This is a genomic window from Patulibacter sp., from assembly GCF_030655195.1.
GTDB lineage: Bacteria > Actinomycetota > Thermoleophilia > Solirubrobacterales > Solirubrobacteraceae > Patulibacter.
In genome coordinates, this window is the sequence record NZ_JAURWA010000192.1 from 1 (window position 1) to 25923 (window position 25923).

General features: G+C 75.4%; 23 protein-coding genes. 14 read left to right on the top strand and 9 right to left on the bottom strand.

What is annotated here, in order from left to right; all coding sequences use genetic code 11:
* The coding region (locus tag Q7T67_RS20380) for an ArsA-related P-loop ATPase (protein WP_304794336.1) at positions 1–865 on the bottom strand (865 nt) is incomplete at its 3' end.
* A gap of 226 nt (positions 866–1091) precedes the next feature.
* On the opposite strand from Q7T67_RS20380, the gene Q7T67_RS20385 reads away from it, so the two are divergent.
* From Q7T67_RS20385 to Q7T67_RS20420, 8 genes are all read left to right on the top strand, one after another.
* On the top strand, positions 1092–1967 hold the full coding sequence (locus Q7T67_RS20385; RefSeq protein WP_304794339.1) for a ParA family protein: 876 nt from the start codon (positions 1092–1094) through the stop codon (positions 1965–1967).
* Positions 1964–3409 (top strand): cell division protein FtsZ, encoded by a 1446-nt coding sequence (gene ftsZ, locus Q7T67_RS20390; protein ID WP_304794342.1) that lies wholly within the window; start codon positions 1964–1966, stop codon positions 3407–3409. The genes Q7T67_RS20385 and ftsZ overlap by 4 nt, the downstream gene beginning before the upstream one ends.
* Positions 3410–3583: 174 nt before the next feature.
* Positions 3584–5140, top strand: a complete 1557-nt coding sequence (locus Q7T67_RS20395) for a gamma-glutamyltransferase (protein WP_304794345.1) — start codon at positions 3584–3586, stop codon at positions 5138–5140.
* Between the two features lie 202 nt (positions 5141–5342).
* The gene (locus Q7T67_RS20400) at positions 5343–6965 is read left to right on the top strand and encodes a GMC family oxidoreductase (protein WP_304794347.1); all 1623 of its coding nucleotides are present in this window, start codon (positions 5343–5345) and stop codon (positions 6963–6965) included.
* Positions 6962–8536: an NAD(P)/FAD-dependent oxidoreductase gene (locus Q7T67_RS20405; RefSeq protein ID WP_304794350.1), complete on the top strand. Its 1575-nt coding sequence runs from the start codon at positions 6962–6964 to the stop codon at positions 8534–8536. The genes Q7T67_RS20400 and Q7T67_RS20405 overlap by 4 nt, the downstream gene beginning before the upstream one ends.
* A 50-nt stretch (positions 8537–8586) precedes the next feature.
* On the top strand, positions 8587–9384 hold the full coding sequence (locus Q7T67_RS20410; RefSeq protein WP_304794353.1) for an alpha/beta fold hydrolase: 798 nt from the start codon (positions 8587–8589) through the stop codon (positions 9382–9384).
* A 103-nt stretch (positions 9385–9487) separates the two neighbouring features.
* Positions 9488–10378, top strand: a complete 891-nt coding sequence (locus tag Q7T67_RS20415) for a DMT family transporter (protein ID WP_304794356.1) — start codon at positions 9488–9490, stop codon at positions 10376–10378.
* A 150-nt stretch (positions 10379–10528) separates the two neighbouring features.
* A complete protein-coding gene (locus tag Q7T67_RS20420; protein ID WP_304794359.1) occupies positions 10529–11218 on the top strand; it encodes a GNAT family N-acetyltransferase in 690 nt (229 codons plus the stop codon).
* A 5-nt stretch (positions 11219–11223) separates the two neighbouring features.
* Here the strand turns inward: Q7T67_RS20420 and Q7T67_RS20425 are convergent, their stop codons facing one another.
* Positions 11224–11676, bottom strand: coding sequence for a GNAT family N-acetyltransferase (locus tag Q7T67_RS20425; protein WP_304794362.1), 453 nt, complete (start codon positions 11674–11676; stop codon positions 11224–11226).
* Positions 11673–12296: an LON peptidase substrate-binding domain-containing protein gene (locus Q7T67_RS20430; RefSeq protein WP_304794365.1), complete on the bottom strand. Its 624-nt coding sequence runs from the start codon at positions 12294–12296 to the stop codon at positions 11673–11675. The genes Q7T67_RS20425 and Q7T67_RS20430 overlap by 4 nt, the downstream gene beginning before the upstream one ends.
* An 82-nt stretch (positions 12297–12378) precedes the next feature.
* Here Q7T67_RS20430 and Q7T67_RS20435 point away from each other — a divergent pair, with 82 nt between their 5' ends.
* On the top strand, positions 12379–13815 hold the full coding sequence (locus Q7T67_RS20435) for a deoxyribodipyrimidine photo-lyase (RefSeq protein ID WP_304794369.1): 1437 nt from the start codon (positions 12379–12381) through the stop codon (positions 13813–13815).
* Here the strand turns inward: Q7T67_RS20435 and Q7T67_RS20440 are convergent.
* Both Q7T67_RS20440 and Q7T67_RS20445 read right to left on the bottom strand, forming a co-directional pair.
* Positions 13740–15284, bottom strand: a complete 1545-nt coding sequence (locus Q7T67_RS20440; protein ID WP_304794372.1) for a 1,4-alpha-glucan branching protein domain-containing protein — start codon at positions 15282–15284, stop codon at positions 13740–13742. The two genes, Q7T67_RS20435 and Q7T67_RS20440, sit on opposite strands and share 76 nt — an antisense overlap.
* 8 nt (positions 15285–15292) lie before the next feature.
* On the bottom strand, positions 15293–16111 hold the full coding sequence (locus Q7T67_RS20445; protein WP_304794375.1) for a bifunctional 2-polyprenyl-6-hydroxyphenol methylase/3-demethylubiquinol 3-O-methyltransferase UbiG: 819 nt from the start codon (positions 16109–16111) through the stop codon (positions 15293–15295).
* A gap of 100 nt (positions 16112–16211) precedes the next feature.
* Here Q7T67_RS20445 and Q7T67_RS20450 point away from each other — a divergent pair, with 100 nt between their 5' ends.
* Positions 16212–17153, top strand: coding sequence for a class I SAM-dependent methyltransferase (locus Q7T67_RS20450; protein WP_304794378.1), 942 nt, complete (start codon positions 16212–16214; stop codon positions 17151–17153).
* A gap of 107 nt (positions 17154–17260) precedes the next feature.
* On the opposite strand, the gene Q7T67_RS20455 is transcribed toward Q7T67_RS20450, so the two are convergent.
* Both Q7T67_RS20455 and Q7T67_RS20460 read right to left on the bottom strand, forming a co-directional pair.
* Positions 17261–18667 (bottom strand): hypothetical protein, encoded by a 1407-nt coding sequence (locus Q7T67_RS20455; protein ID WP_304794382.1) that lies wholly within the window; start codon positions 18665–18667, stop codon positions 17261–17263.
* Between the two features lie 131 nt (positions 18668–18798).
* The gene (locus Q7T67_RS20460) at positions 18799–19641 is read right to left on the bottom strand and encodes a DapH/DapD/GlmU-related protein (protein ID WP_304794385.1); all 843 of its coding nucleotides are present in this window, start codon (positions 19639–19641) and stop codon (positions 18799–18801) included.
* Between the two features lie 73 nt (positions 19642–19714).
* Here Q7T67_RS20460 and Q7T67_RS20465 point away from each other — a divergent pair, with 73 nt between their 5' ends.
* Positions 19715–20044 (top strand): hypothetical protein, encoded by a 330-nt coding sequence (locus Q7T67_RS20465; protein WP_304794388.1) that lies wholly within the window; start codon positions 19715–19717, stop codon positions 20042–20044.
* Between the two features lie 13 nt (positions 20045–20057).
* On the opposite strand, the gene Q7T67_RS20470 is transcribed toward Q7T67_RS20465, so the two are convergent.
* Both Q7T67_RS20470 and Q7T67_RS20475 read right to left on the bottom strand, forming a co-directional pair.
* Positions 20058–21428, bottom strand: coding sequence for a hypothetical protein (locus tag Q7T67_RS20470; RefSeq protein WP_304794391.1), 1371 nt, complete (start codon positions 21426–21428; stop codon positions 20058–20060).
* Positions 21429–21490: 62 nt separating this feature from the next.
* Positions 21491–22978 (bottom strand): M17 family metallopeptidase, encoded by a 1488-nt coding sequence (locus Q7T67_RS20475; RefSeq protein WP_304794395.1) that lies wholly within the window; start codon positions 22976–22978, stop codon positions 21491–21493.
* A 146-nt stretch (positions 22979–23124) separates the two neighbouring features.
* Between Q7T67_RS20475 and Q7T67_RS20480 the strand changes: the two genes are divergently transcribed.
* The 3 genes from Q7T67_RS20480 to Q7T67_RS20490 all read left to right on the top strand — a co-directional run.
* On the top strand, positions 23125–24300 hold the full coding sequence (locus Q7T67_RS20480; protein ID WP_304794398.1) for an acetyl-CoA C-acyltransferase: 1176 nt from the start codon (positions 23125–23127) through the stop codon (positions 24298–24300).
* A 106-nt stretch (positions 24301–24406) separates the two neighbouring features.
* Positions 24407–25663, top strand: coding sequence for a 26S protease regulatory subunit (locus Q7T67_RS20485; protein ID WP_304794401.1), 1257 nt, complete (start codon positions 24407–24409; stop codon positions 25661–25663).
* Positions 25660–25923, top strand: a 264-nt coding sequence (locus tag Q7T67_RS20490) for a tetratricopeptide repeat protein (protein ID WP_304794404.1), incomplete at its 3' end; no start/stop codon positions are given. The genes Q7T67_RS20485 and Q7T67_RS20490, both read left to right, overlap by 4 nt.

Sequence of the window (25923 nt, forward strand, 5' to 3'; positions counted from 1 at the left end):
GCAGGCGCGCGAGCTGGCGCTGCTGGTCCTGCGAGCGGCGGGCGTGCGCGTCGGCGACGGCGATCGCCGGGTCGTGCGCGGCACCGGCGGCCAGCGCGTCGCGCTCCGCGGCGGAGAAGCGGTCGGCGAGCACGCCGTTGACGACGCCCAGGACGACGTGCACGCCGGTGCGGTCGACCAGCGCCTCCTCCAGCTCCAGCAGCTCGGACACCGGCAGCTCCTCGGGGGCGGCGACGAGCACCACCGCCGTCTGCGCCGGGTCCGTGAGCGTCGCGGCGATCGTCGCGCCCTGACGGGCGACCGGGCCGACCCGGGCGGTCGCGGCGAACTGCGCCGGCGCCCCGAGCATCGTCGTCGCGTGGCCCGACGCGGGGGCGTCGAGGATGCAGAGGTCGTAGGGCCGGGCGCCCGGCGTCCGGCGCTCGGGCTGGGCGAGCTCCCAGACCTTCCCGAGCGCGAGCAGCTCGCGCAGGCCCGGGGTCGCGGCGGTCAGCCCGGTGAAGATCCTGCCCGAGCCCAGCAAGTCGGCGACGCCGGCGATCGGCAGCTGGTCGCGCAGGTACTCGCGGAGCGCGGCCTCGGGCGAGACCGAGACGTGGTGCAGCGAACCGCTCGCGCCCGGCACCGGGACGGGGCGCTCGACGAAGCGGTCGCCGTCGTCCTCGGTCGGTGGGCCGCCGGCGAACGGGTCGGCCGGGGGCACGAGCGTGTCGAGGACGTCGCCGCGGCGGCCGACCTCGGCGACGACCGCGCGCAGTCCCGCCCGGGCGGCGAGGACGCCGAGGGCCGCGGCGACGGTCGACTTGCCCACGCCGCCCTTGCCGGTCACGACGACGAGGCGCCGCTGGAGCAGGTCGTCGGCCATCGGCGCCGATCCTACGGGCCGGGTCGCCGGGGCGGCGTCGCCGCCCGCCCGGACCGTCGTCGGCGAGCCCCGGCCCTCCGCCCGGCGTCCGGCCGGGGCGCCGGGGGCCGGTCGCGGACGGGTCCGCCGGGCGATCGGGCGGGCGGATGTGCGATCCGGGGAAGGAACGCCGGGGGGACCGGCGAACTCAAGACCCGCCGACGTCCCGACGCCCGGCCCCCGCACCGTGTCCCATCAGCCCCTCACGCCCCACGTCGCCCGCGCCGCCTTCGGCTCGGCGCTGGACCGCGCCCCCGCGGCACCCCGCCACGCCGTGGTGCAGCAGCCCGTGCCGGCCCCGCCGGTCACGAAGGGCCCGACGGTCATCGTCATGGCCAACCAGAAGGGCGGGGTCGCCAAGACGACCACGACCCTGAACCTGGCCGTCGCGCTGAAGGAGCAGGGCCACCGCGTCCTGGCGGTCGACCTGGACCCGCAGGGCAACCTGACGATGTCGCAGGGCCTCGACCCCGACCAGGTCGTCCCGTCGATGTACCACGTGCTCGTCCAGGGCCACCCGATCGCCGAGGTCACGCACACGCGTGAGATCGACGTCGCGGCCGCCTCGATCGACCTGGCCTCGGCCGAGGTCGCGATGGCGCCGATGATCGGCCGCGAGCGCGCGCTCGAGCGCGCCCTGCGCGCCGTCAAGGACGACTATGACTTCGTCTGCATCGACACGCCGCCCAGCCTCGGGCTGCTGACGATCAACGCCCTCTGCGCCGCGTCCAAGGTCATCGTGCCCGTCCAGGCCGAGTACCTGTCGCTGCGCGGGCTCGCGCAGCTGCGCCAGACCGTCGACATGGTCCGGGAGCAGCTGAACCCGGACCTCGTGATCCAGGGGATCCTCCCGACCCTGCTGGACACCCGCACCGTGCACGCCAAGGAGGCGCTGGAGATGCTCGAGGAGCACTTCGGCGACGAGATGTTCGTGACCCGCGTGCGGAAGACCATCCGCTTCGCCGAGGCCCCCGTCAAGGGGATGTCGGTGCTCCGCTACGACCCTGACAGTACGGCCGCCCAGGCCTACCGCGACCTTGCTCAAGAGGTGCTCCGCTCATGACCCCGCAGAACCCGAACCGCTCCAGCCTCCGCGAAGGCCCGCTGGCCGACCTCTTCCGTCGCACGGACGACTCGCCGGCCGCCCAGGCGCCCGCCGCGTCGGCCGCGGCGCACGACTCGCGCTACCCCGCGCGCGTCGGCCTCGACGCCGACCCCGAGCAGATCCTCGGCCTGTCGGACGTCGAGCCGACCCGTGACGAGATCTCCCGGGCGGGGGCCGGCGGCTTCGTCGACCACGTCGCGCAGACCGCCGCGACCGTCGAGGCGTGGGGCGAGCGCAAGCAGCCCGTCCACAACGCCTACGGTCCGGTCATCCGCGTCGTCGGCGTCGGCGGCGGCGGCACCAACGCCGTCAACCGCATGGTCGAGGCCGGCATCACCGGCGTCGAGTTCATCGCGATCAACACCGACGCGCAGTCGCTGCTGGACTCCGCCGCGGACGCGACGATCCACATCGGCCAGTCCTCCACGCGCGGCCTCGGCGCCGGTGCGAACCCGGGCGTCGGCCGCACCGCCGCCATGGAGGAGTACGACGAGATCAAGACGACCCTCCGCGGGTCCGACATGGTCTTCATCGCCGCCGGCGAGGGTGGCGGGACCGGCACCGGTGCCGCCCCGATCGTGGCGCGCATCGCCCGCGAGCTCGGCGCGCTGACCGTCGGCATCGTCACCAAGCCGTTCGCCTTCGAGGGCAAGCGCCGGGCGGAGTCCGCCGAGACCGGCATCCGCGAGCTGTCCGAGGAGGTCGACACCCTCATCGTCGTCCCGAACAACCGGCTGCTCTCGGTCCTCGAGCGCAACACGTCGATGGTCGACGCCTTCCGCGTCGCCGACGACGTCCTGCGCCAGGGCGTCCAGGGGATCTCCGAGCTGGTCACGGTCCCGGGCCTGATCAACCTCGACTTCGCGGACGTCCGGACGATCATGCAGGACCGCGGCGCGGCCCTGCTGGGCATCGGTCACGGCACCGGCGAGTCCCGCGCGGTCCAGGCCGCCGAGCGCGCCGTCTCCTCCCCGCTGCTGGAGACGTCGATGGACGGCGCCAAGGCGATCCTGCTGTCCGTCGTCGGCGGCGGCGACCTCTCGCTGTGGGAGATCAACGAGGCCGCCGAGGCCATCGGCGCCGCCGCGCACCCCGACGCGAACATCATCTTCGGCGCGCAGGTCGACGAGAAGATGGGCGACGAGGTCTGGGTGACCGTCGTCGCGACCGGCTACGACCACCAGCCGCACCTGCACCCCGCCGACGTGGCCCCGACCAGCGTCCGTCGCACCCAGCCGCGCGAGGAGCGCGAGCCGGTGCGCGCGAGCCGCGAGGTCGCCCGCGCGCCGCGTCCCGCGCGCCGCCAGGAGCCCGCAGCGACGCCGTCCACCCGGGCCGGCGGCGGCTCGGGCGGTGGCGGCGGCTGGGGCGTCCCCGAGTTCGCCCCGCGCCACCGCTGAGCCGCCCGGGCCTGCGGAGCGCCCGGACGACGAACGCCAGCCGGCCGCCGAGAGGCGGCCGGTCGTCGTTCCGGGGCGTCCGGCGGCGCGGCCGGGCGCCGGCGGTGCCGTGCGGGGAGGGCGCGGTCCGCCCGCCCCGGGACGACCCGCGGTGCGGCCTGGGAGGATGCGCGCATGGCTCCGTCCCGCGGCACCGTCGCCGCAGGTCACCCGCGCACCGCCGAGATCGGGGCCCGCGTCCTGCGCGAGGGCGGATCGGCCGCCGACGCCGCCGTCGCCTGCGCCCTGGCCTCCTGGGTCTGCGAGCCGCTCCTGACCGGACCGGCCGCCGGCGGGCACCTGCTCGCCGTGCCGACGGACGGCCCGGCCGTCGCCATCGACGCGTTCTGCCAGGTCCCGGGCCTGCACCCCGCCGGGGTGGACGAGGAGCGCCGCGCCGCCCGCGACCCGCTCGCGGACCTCGTCGCCGTCGACGTCGACTTCGGCGACGCCCACCAGGTCTTCCACGCGGGCGCCGCGTCCGTCGCCGCGTTCGGGCTGATGGACGGCCTGGAGCGGCTGCACGCCCGGTGGGGTCGCCTGCCGCTGGCCGACCTGGCGGCGCCCGCCGCCGCGCTGGCGCGCCAGGGCGTGGTCCTCAACCGCCAGCAGGCGTTCGTCGCGGCGCTCCTGCGCCCGATCCTCGAGCTGACGCCGGAGTCGCGTGCGCTGTGGTGGCCGGACGGCGCGCTGCTGACCGAGGGCGAGCCGTTCCGCGACCCCGAGCTCGGCGACACGATCGAGCGGCTCGGCCGCGACGGCGCCGCGCCGCTGCGCGACGGCGACCTGGCCGCCGCGTGCGTCGACTGGTGCGGTCGCCACGGCGGGGTCCTGACCCGTGCGGACCTCGCGGGCTACCGCGCGGTGGAGCGCGACCCGGTCCGCGTCCCCTACCGGGACCGCACCGTCCTGACCGTCCCGCCGCCGTCGGCCGGCGGCGTCCTGCTGGCCCTGGCCCTGGGGCGGCTGGACCGGGCGACGGGCCCCGACGGCGCGCCGGGTCCCGCCGCCCTGATCGCCGCGATGGCCGACGCCGAGGCCGAGCGCACCGACGCGTTCGAGGAGGGCCTCGTGCGGCCCGGGTTCGCCGACGAGCTGCTCGCGCTGCGGCTGGGGTCGACCACCCACCTCTCGGTGATCGACGCCGACGGCCTGGCGTGCGCGATCACGACGACCAACGGCGAGGGCTCCGGCGTCGTCGTCCCGGGCACGGGGATCCACCTGAACAACGTGATGGGGGAGGAGGACCTCAACCCGCGGCTGCGCGCCGGGGGCGGGGCCGACGCGCCCGCCGCGTTCGCGCCCGGCCGGCGGATGCCGTCGATGATGGCGCCGACCGCCGTCCTGCCCCCGGCCGCACGGGGCGGCGGCGTCGAGGCGATCCTCGGGTCCGCGGGCTCCAGCCGGATCCGCTCCGCGCTGCTGCAGACGGTCGTCGGGCTCGTCGACCACGGGCTGGGGCCCGCCGAGGCGGTCGACGCCCCGCGCGTCCACCTCGAGGACGGCGTGGTCTACGCGGAGCCCGGTCTGCGGGACGCGGAGGGCGACTGGACGAGCGGCCGCACGCTCGTCGAGTTCCGCGAGCCGAACCTGTTCTTCGGCGGGGTCCAGCTCGTCCGCCGCGATCCCGGCACCGGGACGCTGGCCGCGGCGGCGGACCCGCGGCGCGGCGGGGCGACCGCGACGGCCTGAGCGGGGAACGGTGGGGCCCGGGCCGGAGCCGTCCGGGCCGGGGTCCGGGCCGCGTCGCGCGCGGCCGGCCGAAGCTCGCGTGGACCCGCACGGCCGGTACGCCCGGCGACGCGCCATCGGCTGGTCCCCGGCCATGGCGACACGGTGTCATGTTGTGGCCAAACCACTGCATCGAGCCCTCCGGTGACGGAGAGACTGGGCCATGCCCAGTGCTGACTACGTGATCGTGGGAGCCGGCTCCGCCGGCTGCGTCCTCGCCAACCGGCTCAGCGAGGATCCGGACGTCCGCGTCCTGCTGCTCGAGGCCGGCGGCAAGGACGGGAGCGTCAACGTCAAGATCCCGGCGGCGTTCCCGAACCAGTTCCACACGAAGATGGACTGGGACTACTCGACCGAGCCCGAGCCGTACGTCGACGGCAAGACGATGTACGTGCCGCGCGGCAAGTCCCTCGGCGGCTCGAGCTCGATGAACGCGATGCTCTACGTCCGCGGCCGGCCGCTGGACTTCGACCTGTGGGAGGGCCAGGGCGCGCCGGGCTGGGGCTGGGACGACGTCCTGCCGTACTTCAAGCGCGCCGAGAACAACGCCCGCGGCGCCGACGAGTTCCACGGCGTCGGCGGCCCCGTCGAGGTCTCCGAGCAGCGCTCGCCGCGCCGGATCGGCAAGGACCTGCTCGAGTCGGCCGTCGCCGCCGGCATCCCGCGCGCCACGGACTACAACGGGTCGGAGCAGGACGGGGTCGCGCCGTTCCAGGTCTTCCAGAAGAACGGCAGGCGCTGGAGCTCCGCCGACGCCTACCTCAAGCCCGCGATGCGCCGCCCGAACCTCGAGGTGATCACGGGCGCCCTGGTGCTCGGGCTCGAGCTCGACGGCACCCGGGTCACCGGGGTCCGGTACCGCCGGAAGGGCCAGGAGGCCGTCGCCTCCGCCGCCCGCGAGGTCGTCCTCTCCGCCGGCGCGATCGGCTCCCCGCAGATCCTGCAGCTCTCGGGCATCGGCAACGCCGACGACCTGCGCGAGGTCGGGGTCGAGGTCCGCCACGAGCTGCCGGGCGTCGGCTACAACCTGCAGGACCACCCGTTCCTGGGCGCGCTGTTCGAGGTGAACGACACGGACACGCTCTACCAGGCCGACAAGCCGAAGCACCTCCTCGAGTGGGCCCTGCGCCGCAGCGGCAAGCTGACCTCGACGGTGGCCGAGATCAACGCGTTCGTGCGCACCCGGCCGGGCCTGCCCGCGGCCGACATCCAGTTCCACATGGGCGCCGCCTACTACGAGAACCACGGGGAGGAGACGTTCGACGGCCACGCCGTCGTGATCGCTCCGACGCTCGTGTCGCCGAAGTCGCGCGGCAAGGTGTGGCTCGCCTCGAAGGACCCCGAGGCCAAGGCCCGCATCCTCACGAACTCGCTCGAGCACCCCGACGACCTGCGCTCCCTCGTCGCCGGCATGAAGCTCGCCCGCGAGATCGCCGCGCAGGAGCCGCTGGCGTCGAAGATCGTCCGGGAGATCAAGCCCGGGCCGTCCGTGGTCGAGGACGAGGACCTCGAGGACGACATCCGCAAGCGCCTCATGCTGATCTACCACCCCGTCGGCACGTGTCTCATGAGCGACACGGCGGACGGCGCCGTCGTCGACTCCGAGCTGCGCGTCCACGGCCTGCAGGGGCTCCGCGTGGCGGACGCGTCGGTCATGCCCGTCATCACCGGCGGCAACACGAACGCGCCGACGATGATGATCGCCGAGCGGGCCGCCGACCTCATCCGCGGGCGCGTCGGCGCGGGCGTCGCGGCCCCGCCGGCGGCCTCCGGGGCCGCTGCGTGAGCGGTCTCCTCGCGGGGCTGCCGCGGACGACGGGCCGGACGCGTCCCGACGTCGACGTCGGGACGATCGTCGTCGGCGGCGGGTACAGCGGCATCGCGATGGCCGTCGGCCTGCGCCAGGCCGGCCAGGACGACTGGCTGCTGCTCGAGCAGGCCGACGACCTCGGCGGGGTGTGGCGCGACAACGTCTACCCCGGTGCGGCGTGCGACGTCCCGTCGTACCTCTACTCGCTGTCGACCGACCAGCGCCGCGACTGGTCCCGGCCCTGCTCGCCGCAGCCCGAGATCAACGCGTACCTGGGCGAGGTGGCCCGCCACCACCGGCTGGCCGAGCGCGTGCGGTGCGGCGTGACCGTCGACCGCGTGGAGTGGGACGACGCGACGAAGCGCTGGACGGTACGGATCCAGGACGGGGAGCCGCTGACCTGCGCGCAGCTGGTCCTGGCCTGCGGCCAGTTGTCGAAGCCGGCCTTCCCGTCGATCCCCGGTCGCGAGGACTTCGCGGGGGCGAGCTTCCACTCCGCGGAGTGGGACCACGACGTCCCGCTCGAGGGCCGCCGCGTCGCGGTCGTCGGCACGGGCGCCAGCGCGGCGCAGTTCGTGCCGCCGGTCGCCGAGGCGGCGGGGCACCTCGACGTCTACCAGCGCACCGCCAACTGGATGCTGCCGCGCCGCAACCGGCCCTACGCACCGTGGGCGCGGCGGGCGATCGAGCGGATCCCCGGCCTGCAGGGCCTGCGCCGCGGGGCGATGTGGGCGTTCATGGAGTCCGGGATCCTCGGCCAGACCCGGGTGCCGGCGATCCGGCTGGGCCTGCGCGCCTGGTCGAGCTGGCACATGAAGAACCAGGTCAAGGACCCGGCGGACCGCGCCAAGCTGCTGCCCGACTACCCGATCGGCTGCAAGCGCGTCCTCTTCAGCTCGGCGTTCCTGCCGGCGCTCGTCCGCGACGACGTCGAGGTCGTGGTCGACCCGATCGCGCGGATCACGCCGACGGGCGTGGTCGTCCGCGAGCCCGACGGACGCGAGACCGAGCGCCCGGTCGACGTCCTGATCTGGGGCACCGGCTTCAGGACGCACGAGTTCGTCGCCCCGATCGAGGTCACCGCGACCCGGGGCGACGGGCCCGCGCGCCGGCTCGCCGACGCCTGGGCCGACGGGGCCGAGGCGCACCTGGGGATCACCGTCTCGGGCTTCCCCAACCTCTTCCTGCTCTACGGCCCAAACACGAACCTCGGCTTCGGCTCGATCGTCGTGATGATCGAGGCGCAGGTCGGCTACGTCCTCGACGCGCTGCGCAGGCTGCGCACCTCCGGCGCGGCCGCCGTCGACCTGCGGCCCGAGGTCCAGCGCCGCTCCACGGGCGAGGTGCAGGACCGCCTGCGGGCGTCGGTCTGGTCGGCCTGCGACTCCTGGTACCGCCAGGGGCCCGACGGCCGGATCGTCAACAACTGGCCGGGGCAGATGGTCGAGTACCGCCGCCTCACCCGCGAGCTGGACCTCGCCGAGTACGAGGTCGTGGGGCGCGCCGCGGAGCTCGTCGAGCAGGACGACGCGGTCCCCGTGGCATGACCGCGACCCACACCACCACCGCAACCGGATCGACAGGGAAGGCCCCCGACGTGCCCGTCATCAACCACCACCGCGAGGGCTCGGGCGAGCCGCTCGTCCTGATCCACGGCATCGGCCACCACTGGCAGGCGTGGTCGCCGGTGATCCCCGAGCTGGCCCGCGAGTTCGACGTGCTGGCCTGCGACTCGCCCGGCTTCGCGGGCTCGCCGGAGCTGCCGGAGGGCACCCCGCGCACCATCCCCGCCTACGCCGCGGCGTACGCGGCGTGGTTCCAGGAGCGGGGACTGGACCGGCCGCACGTCGCGGGCAACTCGATGGGCGGCGGCATCGCGCTGGAGCTCGCCCGCATGGGCGTCGTGCGCAGCGCCCACGCGGTCTCGCCCGCCGGGTTCTGGTCGCCGGCGGAGCGGAAGTACGCCCAGGGCCTGCTCGCCGCGCTCTCCGGCCTGCCGGGGCCGCTGCGCCCCGCGGTCTCGGCCGCGGTGCGGACCCCGCTGGGTCGCGTGGCGATCGCCGGCACCCTCTACGGCCGCGCGTGGCAGACGCCGGGGGACGAGGCCGCCGCGACCCTCCGCGACGCCTGGGCCGCCCCGGCCTTCGCCGCCGCGCTGCGGGGCTTCGACGAGTACGACTTCGAGCACGGCGACGAGCTGCCGGGGAGCATCCCGGTCACCGTCTCGTGGGGCTCCCGCGACCTGCTGCTGCCGTACTGGACCCAGGCCCCGCGAGCGCGAGCGGCGCTGCCGCAGGCCCGCCACGTGACGCTCTCGGGCTGCGGGCACGTGCCGTTCACGGACGACCCGGGCCTCTGCGCCGCGGTCATCCGCCGGGCCGCCGGGCGGAGCTGAGCCGGAGGCCGGGCGGGACGCTCCCCGGCCTGGGAGCCCCCGTCCCGGCGCACCCCGGCGGGGCGTCCGCCGTGCGCCGTCGCCGGCGTGGCATCCTCGCGCGGTGACCCGTCGGCAGACCGCGCTGCTCCTCGCCCTGGCGAGCATCTGGGGCGGCAGCTACGCCCTGATCAAGGTCGCGCTCGACGACGGGATCCCGTGGGCCTGGGTCGCCTTCCTGCGGATCGGGCTGGGGGCGCTGGTCGTCACCGCGATCGCCGTCCAGCGCCTGGGCTGGCGGCCCCTGACCGGCAACGCGGCCTGGATGCCGCCGATCGCCGCCGCCCAGATCGCCCTGCCGTTCCTGCTGATCTCGTGGGGCGAGCGCCGGCTGGACTCCGGCCTGGCGGGCGTCCTGGTCGCCATGGCGCCGCTCTTCACGGTCCTCCTGGCCGGGCGCTTCGTCCCCGACACCGCGCTGGGACGTCGCGGCGTCCTCGGGGTGGGGATCGGCTTCGTCGGGGTCGTCCTGCTCTTCGGCGTCGACCTGTCGGGGGACGGCGAGCTCGTCGTGGCCGGTCTGGCGCTCGTCGCCGCGGCGCTGGGCTACGGGATCGGCGCGACGCTCTCCCGGGTGCGCCTGCGCGGCATGCCGCCGCTGGCCGCCTCGGCCGCCACGCTCCTCTGGTCGACGGCGATCACCGGGCTCTTCGCCGTCCCGTCGGGGCTGCCGCCGGCCCCGGCGGCGGGGACCGTCCTGGCGCTGGTGCTCCTCGGAGCGGTCGGCACGGGCATCGCCTACGTCATCTTCTTCACCCTGAACGCCGAGGTCGGTCCGTCGCGCGCGATGCTCGTCACCTACCTGGCCCCGGTGTTCGCGATCGTCTACGGCACGGCGTTCCTCGACGAGACCGTCACCGCGGCGATGGTCGCGGGCATCGTCCTGGTGATCGGTGGGTCGCTGCTCGGCTCGGGCTGGTCGCGACGGCGGGCCGCGACGGTGCCCGAGGCGTAGGCGCCGACCCGGGCGATGACCGTCGCCGCGTCGGGCCCGACAGAGGCGTCCGGCCCATGACGGCCACGGCCGTGTCCGGTGAGGCACGGCGGTCCACCGCGTCGGGACCGGCCCTGGGTCGTCCCGGACCGGCCCACTATCGTCGCCCGCATGACGTCTGCGCCACAGGGGCCACCCGTGGACTTCTCCGGGGCCCGTCCGCCCGGGGACGAGGTGCTGGACGGCACGCACGTCCGGCTCGAGCCGCTCGACCCCGCCCGGCACGGGGCCGGCCTGTGGCGGGCGGCCGCGGCCGGCGACCCGCGGCTGTGGGACTACCTGCCGTACGGGCCGTTCGCCGACGAGCCCGCGTTCGCTGCGTGGCTCGCGTCGCTGCCCACCGCCGCCGACGAGCGCTTCTACGCGATCCTCCGCGCATCCGACGGCGTGCCGGCGGGGATGATCGCCTACGCCCGGATCGCACCGGCGCAGGGGCGCATCGAGATCGCCCACGTGTGGTTCGGGTCGGCGCTCCAGCGGACGCCCGCCGCGACCGAGGCGGTGCACCTGCTCGCCGCCCACGCCTTCGACGAGCTGGGCAACCGCCGGCTGGAGTGGAAGTGCAACGCGCTGAACGCCCGCTCCCGGCGGGCGGCCGAGCGCTTCGGCTTCACCTACGAGGGGACGTTCCGCCAGGACATGGTCGTGCGGGGCCGCAACCGCGACACGGCGTGGTTCTCGATCCTCGACGGCGAGTGGCCGCGGATCGGCGCGGCGTTCCGGGCGTGGCTGGCGCCGGGGAACTTCGACGACGACGGGGTCCAGCGCCGGACGCTCGAGGAGTGTCGGGCCGAGCCCTGACGGTCCTAGAGCTGGAGCTTGAAGCCGACGTGCGTCGATGTGAAGCCCAGCGCGTCGTAGAACCGGTGGGCCTCGGGGCGGAACGTGCCGCTGGTCAGCTGCACCACGCTGCAGCCGTGGTCGGTCGCCCGGCGGATCGCGTCCTGGACGAGCGCCCGGCCGGTCCCGCGCCGCCGCTCGCTCTCCGCGACGTGCATCGTCTCGAGCTGGGCGCGGTCCCCGTCGCGCGCGAACTCGGGCAGGAACGACAGCTGGACGACGCCGACGACGGAGCCGTCCCGGTCGGCGACGAGCAGCTCGTGCTCGTCCGCGGCGACGATCCGGCGGAAGCCGGCCCGCTGGCCGTCCGTCGGCCACGCTCCCGGCACCCTGGCCCGGGAGATCTCGTCCGCGCCGACGAGCGCCAGCACCGCGTCCTCGTCCTCGGGGCGGGCGGCGCGGACCCGCGCGTCGCTCATCCGAAGCGGACGACACCGTTGCTGGCGCCCCGCACCTCGGCGAGGTCGGCGAACTCCAGGCGCTTCAGCGCCGCCCGGAGCAGCGCGAGCAGCTGGCGCAGCCGGGCGTTCTCGGACCGGGCCTCGAGCAGCTGCTGCTTGGCCTCGGGCGCGAACTCGACGGAGGCGGCCAGGTCGTAGGAGCCCGCGGCGACGAGCTCGGCGGGGGAGACCTCGTGCTCCGTCGCCTGGTTGGCGAGCGACGCGTAGGCCTGGCGGACCGCGGCGGCGGCGTCGTGGTCCAGCGCCTCGGCCTCGTCCTCGAGGAACTCGACGTGCGCGGAGGCGTAGGGGTGGCGGTGGTGCTCCTCGATTACCCGGAACGGGCGCGTGCCGCGCGTGACGACGTCCAGCCGCCCGTCCTCGAACCGCTGGAGCACCTCGGTCACCCGCATCGCGCAGCCGATCGAGCGCGGACCGTCCTCGTCGACCAGGACGATCCCGAACTCGCGGTCCTCGTCGATGCAGCGGGCACCGAGCTCCTTGTAGCGGTCCTCGAAGAGATGCAGGGGCACCTGCTCGCCGGGCAGGGCCACGAGGCCGAGCGGGAACAGCGGCAGGTCGGGATCGACGGCGTCCATGCCCCCTGACTCTACGCCGCCGCGCGACGCCCTTCGACCGCCCCCGGTCGTCCGGGCCCCGGAGCGGGTACGTAGCCCGGGCATGTCCTCCACCGAGATCGTCTGGTTCCGGCGGGACCTCCGCGTCCGCGACCACCCCGCGCTGCACGGCGCGGCGTCCGACGCCGACCGCGTCGTCCCCGTCTTCGTCGTCGATCCCGCGATCGTCGAGGGCTCGGCCGCGAGCGGTCCACGCGCGCACTTCCTCGCCGGCTGCCTGCGCGAGCTCGACGCCGCGCTGCGCGACCGCGGGGGACGGCTGATCGTCCGCCGCGGTGATCCGGCGGACGTCCTCGTCGCGTTGGCGGAGGAGGTCGGGGCCGAGGCCGTCCGGTGGACCAGCGACGCCAGCCCGTACGCCCGCCGCCGCGACGAGCGCGTCACGAAGGCCCTGGAGGACGCAGGCGTGCGCGCGGTCCCGTGTCCGGGGCAGTACGTCGCCGACCCGTCGGAGCCCCGCACCGGCGGCGGGAAGCCCTACGTCGTCTTCTCGCCGTTCGGGCGCGCCTGGGACCATCTCGACCGCCGCAAGGTGCTCGACGCGCCCCGCGAGCTCTCCGTGCCCCAGGTCGGCGGCGACGGCCTGCCCGCTCCCGACGACCTCGGGGCCGACGGGCGGCCCGACGTGCCCGAGCCGTTCGCGGAGCCGGGGGAGGAGCCCGGGCTCCGGGCCGCCCGCGCCTGGCTCGACGGGCCGATCCAGGAGTACCACGAGCTCCACGACGCCCTGGCGGGCAAGGACGGGTCGACCCGCGCGGCCGGCGGCGGCAGCGGCCTGTCGGCGCACCTGCGGTGGGGCACGATCTCGCCCCGCTGGCTCGAGGCCCGCGCGCGGAAGCTGAGCGGCGAGGGACCTGCCGCGTTCGTCCGCCAGCTCGCCTGGCGGGACTTCTACGCCCACGTCTACCTCTTCCACCCCGAGGACCGCCACCGGGCGCACCAGCCGAAGTACCGCGACCTGACCTGGGAGGTCGACGACGAGGCGCTCGAGGCCTGGAAGGCCGGGAGGACCGGCTATCCGCTCGTCGACGCCGGGATGCGGCAGCTCGCCTCGACCGGCTGGATGCACAACCGCGCGCGCATGATCGTCGGCTCGTTCCTGACGAAGGACCTGCACATCGACTGGACCGCCGGCGAGCGGCACTTCTACGCGCTGCTGCTCGACGGCGAGCCGACCCAGAACGACGGGAACTGGCAGTGGGTCACGTCGATCGGCGTGGACCCCAAGCCGTACTTCCAGCGGATGTTCAACCCGACGCGGCAGATGAGCCGGTTCGACTCCGACGGCCGGTACGTCCGCCGGTGGGTGCCGGAGCTCGCCGACGTCCCGGACGCGCGGATCCAGGAGCCGTGGAAGATGAGCCGCGAGGAGCAGGACGCGGCGGGCTGCGTGATCGGCGAGGACTACCCGGAGCCGATCGTCGACCACAAGGTCGAGCGCGAGCGCGCGGCGGCCCGGTACCGCGAGGCCGGCGACTGAGCGGCGGTCCCGGCCAGGCGCGGTGCCAGGCCGCGCAGGTCGGGCACGAGGCCGCCCGGGGTCGCGAGCTCGCGGCGCAGCGCCACGGCGTGCCCGTCGAAGCGACGCGTCGGGTAGTCCCCGGCCGTGCCGCGGGTGCGCAGGAACGCCCAGTCGCTGGACTGCACGGCGAGGAGCTCGCGCCAGGCGCGCTCGGTCGCGGCCGGTCCGGCGGCGACGACGTCGAGCTCCAGCGCCCGGGTCTCCCACGCCAGGTCGGCGACCCGGCGGCCGCTCCAGGTCGAGAGGTCCCGCGGCGTGCCCCAGGTCGACGTCCGGCGGGCCTCCGGCGGCAGCGGCGCGACCTCGCCACGGGCCCGGGCGGCGGCCGCGGCGTCGTCGGCGTGGACGATCCGCAGGCCCTGTCGGGCGGCCTCGTCGAGGACGGCCTCCAGCCACCACGGCCCCTCGAGCCACCAGTGGCCGAGGAACTCCGTGTCCAGCGCGACGACCGCGAGTCCGCCGTCGGCGACGCGGGCGACGGCCGCGCGGACGAACGCCGCGGCGTCCTCCCGGGCCTGCGCCAGCGCCCGTCCGGGGTCCCACGCCCGGCCGTCGTTGCTCCACGGCTGCAGGTGGAACGTCGTCCGGCGGTGGGTGTCGCGGTAGGCCGCGGCGGCGGGCATCGCACCGTCGGACCACACGAGGTCCATCAGCGCGCGGTCGATCGGCAGGAGCGTCGTGCCCGCGCCCGTCGCCCACGGCCGCAGGTGCCGCGGATCCCCGTGGCCCAGGTGGTCGGTGAGGTCGACGCAGGCGGCGCGGACCCCGGCCCCGGCCAGCGCCCCGTCGAGCGCCGGGTCGTAGGCGCACTCCGGGAGCCACAGGCCGCCGTCCCAGCGGCCCGTCCGGTCGTGGTGGCTCGCCGTGCCCGTCGCGAGCTGGACCCGGAGGGCCTCGGGGGTGGCGACCAGCGGGAGGACGGCGTGGGTGGCGCTCGACGTCCACGCGGCGTGGCGCAGCAGCCCGCCGGCGATGCCCTCGTCGTCGTCCGCAGCCGGGCGGGCGGCGCGGTAGTGCTCCAGCAGCTCGACGAGCGCGCGGGCCTCGTCCTCGTGCCCGCCGGCGCGGAACCCCTCGATCTCGCGGGCGTAGACGTCCTCCCGGGTGTCGTCGAGGAAGGCGCGGAAGCGCTCCGCGACCCCGGGCCCGCGGAGCTGGTCGGCGAGCACCGGCGTGACGGAGAGCGTCAGCGCCCGCGCGTCGGGGCGCCGGTCCAGCAGGTCGACCAGCGGCAGGTAGCAGGTGGCGGCGGCCTCCCACAGCCACTCCTCGCCGAAGGGCCAGGTGTCGAAGCCCTCGACGTACGGGAGGTGGGTGTGGAGGACGATCGCCAGGGCGCCCGGGCCGCGGGAGCCCCGGGACGCGCCGTCCGCGGCACCGTCCGTGCGATCGCGGCGGCCGTCGTCCGCGCCGGGACGCGCCGCCACGTCGCCCGTCACGGTCGCAGGACGGCCACGAAGTCCAGCGCGGCGTCGAGGTCCGCGCCGTCGGCCTCGGAGCGCAGGACGAAGTCCGACGCCGCGATCGCGGGCGTGAAGCGGTCGTAGAACGGCTTCGTGATCCGCAGCGCCTTGTGGACGCGGTCCCAGCCGGCGTGCTCGATGACCCAGGCGTGCAGCCGCAGCTTCCGCGCGTGGTAGAGGCCGAGGATCTCGACGTGGCCGAAGTGGCGCTCCAGCAACTCGCGGTACTCCCCGGCGCGGTACTCCTTGACGTGCCACGGGTTCTCGGACTTCTCGGCCCCGGGGGGTGCGAGCGTCAGCAGGTTGGGCGTGGAGACGTACGCCTCGCCACCGGGTCCGATCAGCGCCTTGAAGCGCTCGAGGATCGCGTCGGGGTCCTGCACGTGCTCGATCGTCTGCAGGAAGACGAGGACGTCGCAGGGCTCGTCGAAGGTCTCCACGAGCGTGCGGACGAAGCGGGTGCGCGCGTCGGTGTAGCGCAGCCGGGCGTGCTCGTAGGCCTCGGGGTTGGCGTCCACCCCGACCGCCTCGGACGCGGCGCGCGAGAGGACGGCGGTGCCGTAGCCCTCGCCGCAGGCCAGGTCGACGACCTTCTGCGGCGCGCCCCCGTCGGGGCCGGCGGCGGCGCGGGCGGCGACCCGCGCGGCGATCCACTCGTAGACGACGAGGTGGCGCCGGTACCAGTAGTTCTCCTCCGGCACGTCCGGCAGCGTCCGCTCGCCGGTGAGCGACAGGGGCGGCACGCCCTCGGGCTGGTCCCGCTGGAGGTACAGGGGCGGCGCGTCGGGCATCGGCGCGGAATCTACGGCAGAGGCACCGTCCGCCGCCGGTTCGCCGCCGTGACCGCCACCACGCTGCCGACGGTCGGCGGCCCGTAGACTGCCACGGCCCATGAGTCCCTTTCCTACCACTGGTAGCGCCGCTGCCGAGCCCGAGGTCGCCGAGCGGATCCGCGACCTCAACACGCGCTACCACGACGGTGCCGCGGCGCAGTACGACCACAAGTGGGGGATCGACTGGGGCGACGTCGGGGCCGACCAGGTCCGCCAGAAGCTCGAGAAGCTGCTCGGGAAGCCGCTGCCGACGTTCGGCCGGTCGCTCGAGATCGGCGCCGGGACCGGCTACTTCACGCTGCACATGCTGAAGGCAGGCATCGTCGGGTCGGCCGTGGCCACCGACATCTCGCCGGGCATGATCGCGGCGCTCGAGAAGAACGCGGCGGAGCAGGGCCTGCAGGTCGAGGCGCTCGTCGCCGACGCCGAGCGCCTGCCGTTCGAGGACGAGTCGTTCGACCTCGTCCTCGGCCACGCGGTCCTGCACCACATCCCGGATCTGGAGCGCGCGTTCTCCGAGTTCCACCGCGTCCTGAAGCCCGGCGGCGCGATCCTCTTCGCGGGAGAGCCCTCCCGCAACGGCGACCGCATCGCGGTGGTGCCCAAGCGCGCCGCCGACCGCGTGTCCCCGCTCTGGCGCCGCGCGATCAAGGCGCGCCCGGCCGAGCACGGCCACGACGACGGTGGCGCCGAGAACCACGCGCTGGAGTCGCAGGTCGACGTCCACGCCTTCGTGCCCGCCGAGCTGCGCGCGCCGATCGACGCCGCGGGCTTCCAGAAGGTCGACGTCCGGGGCGAGGAGCTGGCCGCCAACTGGTTCGGCTGGTTCAACCGCGGTCTCGAGGCGTCGGCCCGGGACGAGGACGTGCCGTGGGGCTGGAAGATGTACGCCTTCAAGGGCTACCTCTTCTTCCAGAAGGTCGACCGGCGGCTGCTCGAGGGCCGGCTGCCGGCGGGGATCTTCTACAACCTGATGGTCGTCGCGCGCAAGCGCGGCTGACCGGGCCCGGACCTCGGTCCCCGGGGCGTCCCGGGGACGATCGTCGGGGGACCCGGTCGGCCCGGGCGCCGCGGTCGCGGCGCCCGCCCTCCGGGAGCGGTGGCCGTTCAGCCGGCCGTGTCGGAGGCGCTCGTCCCGTAGGAGTCCGGGGCGATCAGGTTCGGCAGCGGGTTCGCGCCCATGCCGTCGCGGTCGCAGTCGCTGCCGCCGTCCGTGCGGCTGTCGCAGCTGAGGTCCGAGGCGACGTCGAGCGCCGCGATTCCTCCGCCCGGGTCCACCGTGCCGGTCCCGACGCGCGGCAGGAAGCCGACCTTGATCGACCGGTCGTACGCCCACGGGTGGATGCGGCGCAGGAAGAGCGTCCGCGTGGAGCCGCCCGCCACCTTGGGGTAGTAGTACGCCTCGACGGCGGGGTAGCCGTTGCCCTCGGTGTGGACCTTGAAGCTGCCCGACGGGTTCCGCTTGATCGTGATCTTCGTGTCGACGCTCCACGCCCCGATCGGGATCGAGTTCGTCACGGAGTTCAGGAGCGACATCTTCACGTAGACCGTGTCGGTCCTGCTCGAGCCGTAGATCGCTGCGGTGTTGTTCGACCGGGCCTTGAAGTCCGTGCTGCGCACGGAGCTCTCGCTGGAGTAGTTCGTGATCGGCAGCGCCGCGCGCGTGGTCCCGCCCGCGAGACCGGAGGGGACGGGGTACTTCTTGGGCCAGAAGACGCCCCCGGGGATCGGGCCGGGGATGCCGCGGTACTCCAGGCCCCAGAACTCCCCGGGCAGGGCGTCGGAGATGTGCGTCGGATCGACCGTCAGCGAGACCTTGCCGGTGCGCGTGTCCCAGAACAGCGACGCACGGGACGGGACCGACTGCGACGGGAAGCTGTTCCAGCCCCGCCCGTCGCCCTTGAGCAGGCGGCCGCCGGCCTGGCTGTCGGGGATGAACAGCCGCAGCATCACCACGCCGTCCCGGCCCGTCTCGGCCGGGGTGTCCTCCACGATCCGCGATGCGTCGGCGGGCCGCGGGCCGAAGGCCGCGTTCTGGGCGACCTGCCAGAGCGCGTTCGTGGCGGGCGCCTGCGGCGTCGGGGCGGGGGCCGGGGTCGTGGGGGCCGGTGCACCCGCACCGCACCTGGGCACCCCACGGAGCGGACCGTCCGTGTAGGTCTTCAGGAGCTGGTCGGGGACGTAGAGGTCGCCGACCTTGTCCCAGATCCTCGAGCCGTAGGCCATCTGCCCGGTCGTCTGGCAGGAGATCCGCACCCAGCTGCCCTTGCGGACGTGGTTCACCCGGGCGCGTGGCTCGAGCTGCGGCGCCGCGCGGCCGTCGATGTCGTCCTTCGCCAGGTAGGTGTTGGTCGGCTTCCACGGCTGCAGCGACGTGACGCGGGCCGCCGAGGCCGCGGACGGCGCCAGCAGCGAGGCTGCGCCGACGGCGGCGAGCAGACCGATGCCCGCGCCGCGCCGCGCGGCGGTCCGACGGCGCGCGGCGGGACGTGGGGTGGTCGAGGTGGGGGACACGGGGGCTCCTGGGGGATGCGACGGCGCCGGAGGCCGTCTGGTGGAGCCAGAGTGACACCGTCGACGGTGTCCGATGCGGCCTCCTCAGAGAGCTCTCACGAAGCGTGAGAGCGGCATGAGACCGCGCCCGTTCAGGGCCGGTCCTCCGGCTCGAGGGCCTCGGCGGGCACCGGCTTGTTCCAGCGCTTCGCGTCCTCGCGCAGGAGCCGGCGCCGGTCGGCGTCGGGCAGCGGCACGTCGTGGGGGTCCGCCCAGACCATCCGGGTCGGCGCGTCGCGCATCCGCACCACGCGGGCCGGGGCGCCCGCCGCGACGGCGTTCGTCGGCACGTCCTTCGTGACCACCGCGTAGGTCCCGACGACGGCGTTGTCGCCGACCGTCGCGCCGCGCAGGACGGCGGCGCCGTAGCCGATCCAGACGTTGTGCCCGATCGTCACCGGCCGCGTGTAGATGCCCTGGACGCGGATCGGCGCGTCGGTCCAGGCGACGGAGTGGTCGAAGTCGATGAACATCGAGCGGTCGGCGACGATGCACTCCCGACCGATCGAGATCCGCTCGTACGTCGAGAGCGTGCACTCCTGGCCGATCACGCTCTTCGCGCCCAGCTCGATGACGCCCTCGTGGCAGCGGATCTTCGTGTCGTCGCCGATCCAGCTCCACCGGCCCAGCCGCACGACGGCGTTCGGTCCGATCTCGAAGTGCACCCCGGGACAGATGAACGCCGGGCCGTCGAACTGCACGCGGTCGCGGTACTTCAGCTTGATCCGCAGCGCCCGCGCGAACAGCACCCCGTAGCGCCAGTGGAGCATCCGGTGCTCGCGGGCGTGGCGCAGCAGGTGCAGCAGCCCGCCGCGCGCGGGGGCCGGAGGACGGCGAATGTCGGGCGCCGGGCCGGGGCCGGGTGCGTCGTCCGCGCCGGACGGCGGGTCCTCGTGCCCGCCGACGGGACGGGCGGGGGTGGAGTCGGTCGCCACCGCCCCAGCCTAGGCCGGTGGCGGCCCGCACGTCGTCCCGGCGCGCCCCGGACCCGACGGTAGGGTGCGCGGCGTGCGTGCCCCGCGACTCCCGGACGTCTTCGCGTCCCGAGGGCACGCCCCGCTGCCCGACGACTGGCACCGGCCCCGGCCGGGCCTGCGTCTGATGGGTCTCGGGGTGGCCGTCTCGCTCTTCGCCGGCCTGGGCCTCGGCGCCGTCGGCTACGGGGCGGTCGCGGTGTGGCTCGTCGTCGTCGGCCCACGCCAGGACGCCCCGGCCGTCGCCGTGGCCTCCGTCGCGTGCGCGGTCGGGGCGGTGCTCGGCGTGCGGGTGCGGACGGTGCTGGTCCGGCGCTGGATCGCGGCGGAGGACGCCCGGCGGCTCGAGCCCGGCGGGGGCTGAGCGGGCCCCCGGCTCAGCGACGGATCTCGGGGAGGATCCGCTCGGCGCCCGCCCAGGGCAGCGCGCCGCGCGGTGGGTCGGTCCCGGCGTCGCCGTCGAGGAGCCCGGCCCCGAGGAACCAGAGCGTGCCGACCACGGTGATCGCGGTCAGCGCGGCGCCCGCCCGGGGCACCCGCTGCCACGCCCAGCCGACGACCGCCGCCACGACCGGCAGCGCCGCTGCGGCGCCCGCCCCGCCGAGCCAGTTCGTCGCCGGCCAGGGGGAGAGGATCGCGTAGGGGACCGTCGCGGCGACGAAGACGAGGAGCAGGAAGAGGACGCTGACCTCGACGTGGATCTCGTCGGCGAAGACGCGGAACAGGCGCTGCCGGCGCCACCGCAGGAGGCGCCAGACGGCGACGCCGACGAGGGCCAGCACGGGGGCCCAGCGCAGCAGCCCGAAGTCGCGGTCCAGGAGCAGTCCGACGGGCGAGGTCACGACCCGCGCCAGTGCTCCGTCGACGCCGTCGAAGAACGTCGGCAGCGACCAGCCGACCTGGGGCGCCCACGGCGTCGGCCCGCCGTAGATGCGGTCGTTGACGGTCAGGAGGATGAACGCCGAGAGCAGCAGCACCTCGAGCGCCAGGAAGCCCATCAGCCCGCGCCGACGGCGGCGCATCCAGCGCGTCAGGGCGGCGGCGACGACGACGGCCGCGGGGGCGAGGGGCAGCCAGATCCACGGGATCAGCCCGCAGAGCACCGCGCAGGACAGCGCAGCACCCGCCCGGGGGTGGTCGCGCACCGCCAGCGCGGTGGCCACCGCCCCGGTCAGCAGGAGCGCGGTGGTCCCGGTGGGGCCGATCTGCGTGGCGCCGATCACCACCGGCGGCGAGATCGCCACCGACAGCACGCCGAGCGTCGCCCAGGGGTCGGGCACGATCCGCCGCGCCAGGCCCAGGGCGACGACGAACGCGGCGGCCAGGAGCGCGGCGCACCACAGCTGGACGGCGAGCGGCCCGCCGGCGCCGGTGGTGCGGCCGACCCAGTACGCGGGCGCCAGCACGGCACCCAGGCCCAGGCCCGTCGGCTCGATGTAGCCGCCGGGCGCCAGGGGCGGACCCTCCCGGCCGTTCGCGTCCCGCTGGACGGCGACGTTCGAGGTCAGGCGACCGTCCTTCAGGCCGACGACGCCGCCCCACGAGTTCCACGGACGGGCGATGTACTCGTCCAGCAGGTCGAGGTCGCCGTCCGTGACGATCGAGTGCGCCGCCAGCAGCCGGTGGGCCTCGGTCGACGAGAGGTCCTTGCCCGGCGCGGCCGGGACGAGCAGCCCGGCTGCGTAGACGGCGAGCAGCCCGGCCCAGAGGAGCAGCAGGCGGGCGGGGCGGGGGAGGGACGCGAGCACGACGGACGGGGACGGCGCCGGACGGGGCGCCGGAGCCGGTCCCGCACGCTAGCGGTCGCCGGTCAGCCCCCGAGCCGCGCGGCCGTCGCCGTCAGGAGCCGCACGCCCCAGCCCGACGGGCCCTTCGCCAGGTACTTCCGCGGCAGGTCGTGCGACAGCGCGGCCATGTCGACGTGCGCCCACGGCACCTCGCCGGTGAAGCGCTCGAGGAACGCGGCGCCCTGGATCGGGTGCGCGACGCGGCCGCCGGAGTTCGTCAGGTCCGCCAGCCGGCTCTTCAGCAGCTCGCGGTGCGCGTCCTCCAGCGGCAGGCGCCAGACGCGCTCGCCCGTCGCCTCGCCGGCCCCCGTGACGTCGCCGAGCCAGGCGTCGTCGCGCCCCATCAGGCCGGCGTGGGAGGTCCCGAGCGCCGTGACGACCCCGCCGGTCAGCGTGGCGATGTCGACGAGTCGCTCCGCGCCCAGCTCCAGGGCGTAGGTCAGGCCGTCCGCGAGGACGAGGCGGCCCTCGGCGTCGGTGTTCGTGATCTCCACCGTGGTGCCGTTCTTGGCGGTGAAGACGTCGTCGGGCTTCATCGCCGAGCCGTTGACGAGGTTCTCGGTCGCGCAGACGACGGCCAGCACGCGGACGGGCAGCCGCAGCCGGGCGATCGCCTCCATCGCGCCGAGCACCGCCGCGCCGCCGGACATGTCGAAGCGCATCGTCCGCATCGACAGCGGCGGCTTGAGCGAGTAGCCGCCGGTGTCGTGGGTGACCGCCTTGCCGACGAGACCCAGGAGCGGTCCGGACGCGCCCTCGGGCTCCCAGCGCAGGGTGATCAGGGCCGGCGGCTGGTCGCTGCCGTGCGAGACCGCGGCGAACAGGCCCATGCCCCGGCGACGCAGCGCACCGATGCCGACCTCCACGGTCGCCTCGAGCCCGGGCAGCTCGTCGGCGAGCGCCCGCGCGCGGGTGGCCAGGAGGCGCGGGGTCAGGTGGTTGGACGGCAGCTGTTGCAGGACGCGCGCGCCGTTCTGGGCGCCGGCGATCGCCGCCCCGCGGCTGACCGCCGCGACGACGTCCTCGTCGGCGACCGCCCCGGCGGGTCGCGCGATGCGGACCTCGGGGTCCTCCTGCGTCGCGGCGTCGGGGTCGGGATCCGCGGCGGGACGGCCGACGACCTTGGCCGGCTCGTGCAGCGCCAGCGTCGCGCCCTCCGCGGCCGGCCCGGCCCCCGCGGCGGCGTCGAGCACGACCCGGACGGTGCGGGCCCGGAGGGTGCGCGCGTGGCGGACGGCGGCGCCCACGGCGGCGCGCCGGTCCTCGTCCGTCGGGTCGCTCCCGAGGCCGACGAGGATCCAGCGCACGCCGTCCTCGCCGTGCGTGTGGGCGACGGTGCCGACGGCGTGGCGGGCCTCGCCGCTGTCGACCAGTCGTGCCAGGGCCGCGGCGGGGGCCTCCGGCGGGAGCCCCAGCGGACCGTCGGGACCGAGGCCGACGACGACGGCGTCCGCGGGCGGGTCGTCCGATCCCGAGGGTCCGACGGTGGGGGACGGCGCGGGATCGGTCACCCGGGAGAGCCTACGACGACGTGCAGCGAGCCCGCCGAGTACGGGGGCGGACGGCGTCGACCCGCCGTGCGACGGACGGCGGAATACACTTCCTACCCTCCGTAGGCACGACCGTGCCGGGAAGCATCGAGAGAGGACGCCGCACCATGGCCAAGACCGTCATCCTGGGCACCGCCCGGACCCCCGTCGGCAAGCTCGGCGGGGGCCTGTCCACCGTCCCGCCCGTCGAGCTGGGCGGCATCGCGATCAAGGGCGCGCTCGAGCGCGCCGGCGTCGCGCCCGAGCAGATCGAGCACGTCGTCATGGGTCACGTGATCCAGGCCGGTCAGGGACAGATCACCGCCCGTCAGGCGCAGATCGCCGCCGGGATCCCGAACACGGTCCCGTCCGAGACGATCAACAAGGTCTGCACCTCGAGCATCCGCGCGGCCGCCACGGTCGACCTGCACGTGAAGGCCGGCGAGTACTCCGGCCCCGCGATCGCGGGCGGCATGGAGTCGATGTCCCTGGCGCCGTACCTGCTGCCCAAGGGCCGCACCGGCTACCGCATGGGCCACAGCGAGATCCTCGACGCGATGGTCCTCGACGGCCTGACGAACTCGTTCACGCACCGCCAGATGTTCGACGAGACCTCCGAGGTCTCCGACGAGCACGGCTGGAAGCGCGAGGAGCTCGACGCCTGGGCCGCCGGCTCGCAGGACAAGGCCATCGCCGCGCAGGACGCCGGCCGTCACGCCGACGAGATCGTCCCCGTCACGATCAAGGGTCGCAAGGGCGACACCGTCGTCGACACGGACGAGGGCCCGCGCCGCGGCACCACGACCGAGGTCCTGGCCAAGCTCCCGGGCCTCGTCAAGGGCGGCTCGCACACGGCCGGCAACTCGCCGGGCGTCAACGACGGCGCCGCCGCGCTCGTCCTCGCGTCCGAGGAGTGGGCGACGGAGAACGGCAAGGAGATCCTCGGCGAGATCGTCTCCTTCGGCCAGGCCGCCGGCGACTTCCCGAACCTCCTGACGACGCCCGGCAAGGCGTCGGCGCAGGCGCTGGCCAAGGCCGGCATCGAGGCCTCCGAGGTCGCGGTCTGGGAGATCAACGAGGCGTTCTCGTCCGTCGCCCTGAACACCATCAAGGACCTCGGCATCGACCCCGAGAAGGTCAACGTCAACGGCGGCGCCGTCGCCCTCGGCCACCCGCTCGGCGCCTCGGGCGCCCGCATCATCGGCTCCCTGCTGCTCGAGCTGCGTCGTCGCGGCGGCGGCTACGGCATCGCCACCGCGTGCTCCGGCACGGGCCAGGGCGACGCCATCCTGATCAAGGTCTGATCCGAAGGGGGAGGGACCGGGCCCCGACCCGAGCGTCGCGGGTCCGGGGTCCGTCCCACCCCGTCGACGTTGTGCGGGGTCCCCGTGGCCCGTAGGGTCCCGGCGCATGGCGGAGTCGCGAGGCCTCAACGACGCCCTGCGCGACGCGCTGGAGCGCGAGCCCGACAACGACGGGCTGCGCCGGCACCTCGCCGAGCAGGAGCTGCTCTCCGGAGACGCCCCGGCGGCGCTGCTGCACTGCCGGCACCTCCTGGGGTCGGACCCCGGCGATCCCGGCCTGCTCGACCTCGCCGCACGCGCGGCCCGCGCGGCGGGCGACGAGACGGCCGCGGCCCGCTACGCCGCGGCGCTCGGTCCACGACCACCCGCCCCGCCCGCCCCCGGCGCGCCCGCACCGGACGACCACCGGGACGCCCCGCAGCGCCGACCCGTCGGCGGCGGGTCGTGGGACGACGACGAGGACGACGACGCCGCGGACGACGGGTGGCTGGACGTCGACCGGCCGATGGTCCGGCTCGACGACGTCGGCGGGATGGAGCAGGTCAAGCACCGGCTCCAGCTGAGCTTCCTGGGGCCGCTCGCCAACCCGGAGCTGCGCGCGAGCTACGGGGCCCAGCTGCGCGGCGGCCTGCTGCTCTGGGGGCCGCCCGGCTGCGGCAAGACGCTGATCGCCCGGGCCCTGGCCGGCGAGCTCGGGGCGAGCTTCGTCTCGCTCGGCATCAGCGACGTCCTCGACATGTGGGTCGGCCGCTCGGAGCAGAACCTGCGCGACGCCTTCGACCACGCCCGTCGGTCCTCCCCGTGCGTCGTCTTCCTCGACGAGCTCGACGCCCTGGGGCAGAAGCGCAGCCAGCTGCGCCACTCGGGCGTGCGGACGACCGTCAACCAGCTGCTGTCGGAGCTCGACGGCGCCGAGCGCGACAACGACGGGCTCTTCGTCCTCGGCGCGACGAACCACCCGTGGGACGTCGACACGGCCCTGCGCCGTCCCGGCCGGTTCGACCGCTCGGTCCTCGTGCTCCCGCCTGACGAGCCCGCCCGGGCCGCGATCCTCCGCGGCGCCCTGCAGACCCGGCCCACCGCGGACGACGTGGACGTCGACGAGATCGTCGGTCGCACCGCGCTGTTCTCCGGCGCCGACCTCGTCCGGCTCGTCGACGACGCCACCGAGCGGGCGATGGAGCGTGCCGTGCGCTCCGGGCGCGTGGACCCCGTGACGCGGTCGGACCTCCGGGCCGCGACGAAGCAGGCCCGTCCGTCGACCACCGCCTGGTTCGACGTCGCCAAGAGCTACGCGACGTTCGCCGACGAGGGCGGCGAGTACGACGACCTGCTCGACTACCTCAGGCAGCACCGCCGGTGAGCGGCGTCGACCGGGCGCCCGAGCTCGGGCGCGACCCCGCCGGGGAGGCCCTGGAGCGCTCGGCGGCGCTCGTGGCCGTCGGCCGGGCGCCCGAGGCGGAGGCCGTCGTCCGGCGGGCGCTCGCCGACGACCCCGACCACGCGGACCTGCGCACCGAGCTCGCGCGCGTCCTGGTCGTCGACCACCGGGCGGCCGAGGCGGTCGAGCACGCCGACCGGGCCGTGGCCGCCGCCCCGGAGGACCCGCACGCCCACGCGATC

Bases quoted from the DNA above. Each gene is read 5' to 3' on its own strand.
- Q7T67_RS20425 (WP_304794362.1), bottom strand. From the start codon at position 11,676: ATGAGCGACGCGCGGGTCCGCGCCGCCCGCCCCGAGGACGAGGACGCG.
- Q7T67_RS20485 (WP_304794401.1), top strand. From the start codon at position 24,407: ATGGCGGAGTCGCGAGGCCTCAACGACGCCCTGCGCGACGCGCTGGAG.
- Q7T67_RS20420 (WP_304794359.1), top strand. From the start codon at position 10,529: ATGACGTCTGCGCCACAGGGGCCACCCGTGGACTTCTCCGGGGCCCGT.
- Q7T67_RS20435 (WP_304794369.1), top strand. From the start codon at position 12,379: ATGTCCTCCACCGAGATCGTCTGGTTCCGGCGGGACCTCCGCGTCCGC.
- Q7T67_RS20480 (WP_304794398.1), top strand. From the start codon at position 23,125: ATGGCCAAGACCGTCATCCTGGGCACCGCCCGGACCCCCGTCGGCAAG.
- Q7T67_RS20400 (WP_304794347.1), top strand. From the start codon at position 5,343: ATGCCCAGTGCTGACTACGTGATCGTGGGAGCCGGCTCCGCCGGCTGC.
- Q7T67_RS20445 (WP_304794375.1), bottom strand. From the start codon at position 16,111: ATGCCCGACGCGCCGCCCCTGTACCTCCAGCGGGACCAGCCCGAGGGC.
- ftsZ (WP_304794342.1), top strand. From the start codon at position 1,964: ATGACCCCGCAGAACCCGAACCGCTCCAGCCTCCGCGAAGGCCCGCTG.
- Q7T67_RS20395 (WP_304794345.1), top strand. From the start codon at position 3,584: ATGGCTCCGTCCCGCGGCACCGTCGCCGCAGGTCACCCGCGCACCGCC.
- Q7T67_RS20450 (WP_304794378.1), top strand. From the start codon at position 16,212: ATGAGTCCCTTTCCTACCACTGGTAGCGCCGCTGCCGAGCCCGAGGTC.
- Q7T67_RS20430 (WP_304794365.1), bottom strand. From the start codon at position 12,296: ATGGACGCCGTCGATCCCGACCTGCCGCTGTTCCCGCTCGGCCTCGTG.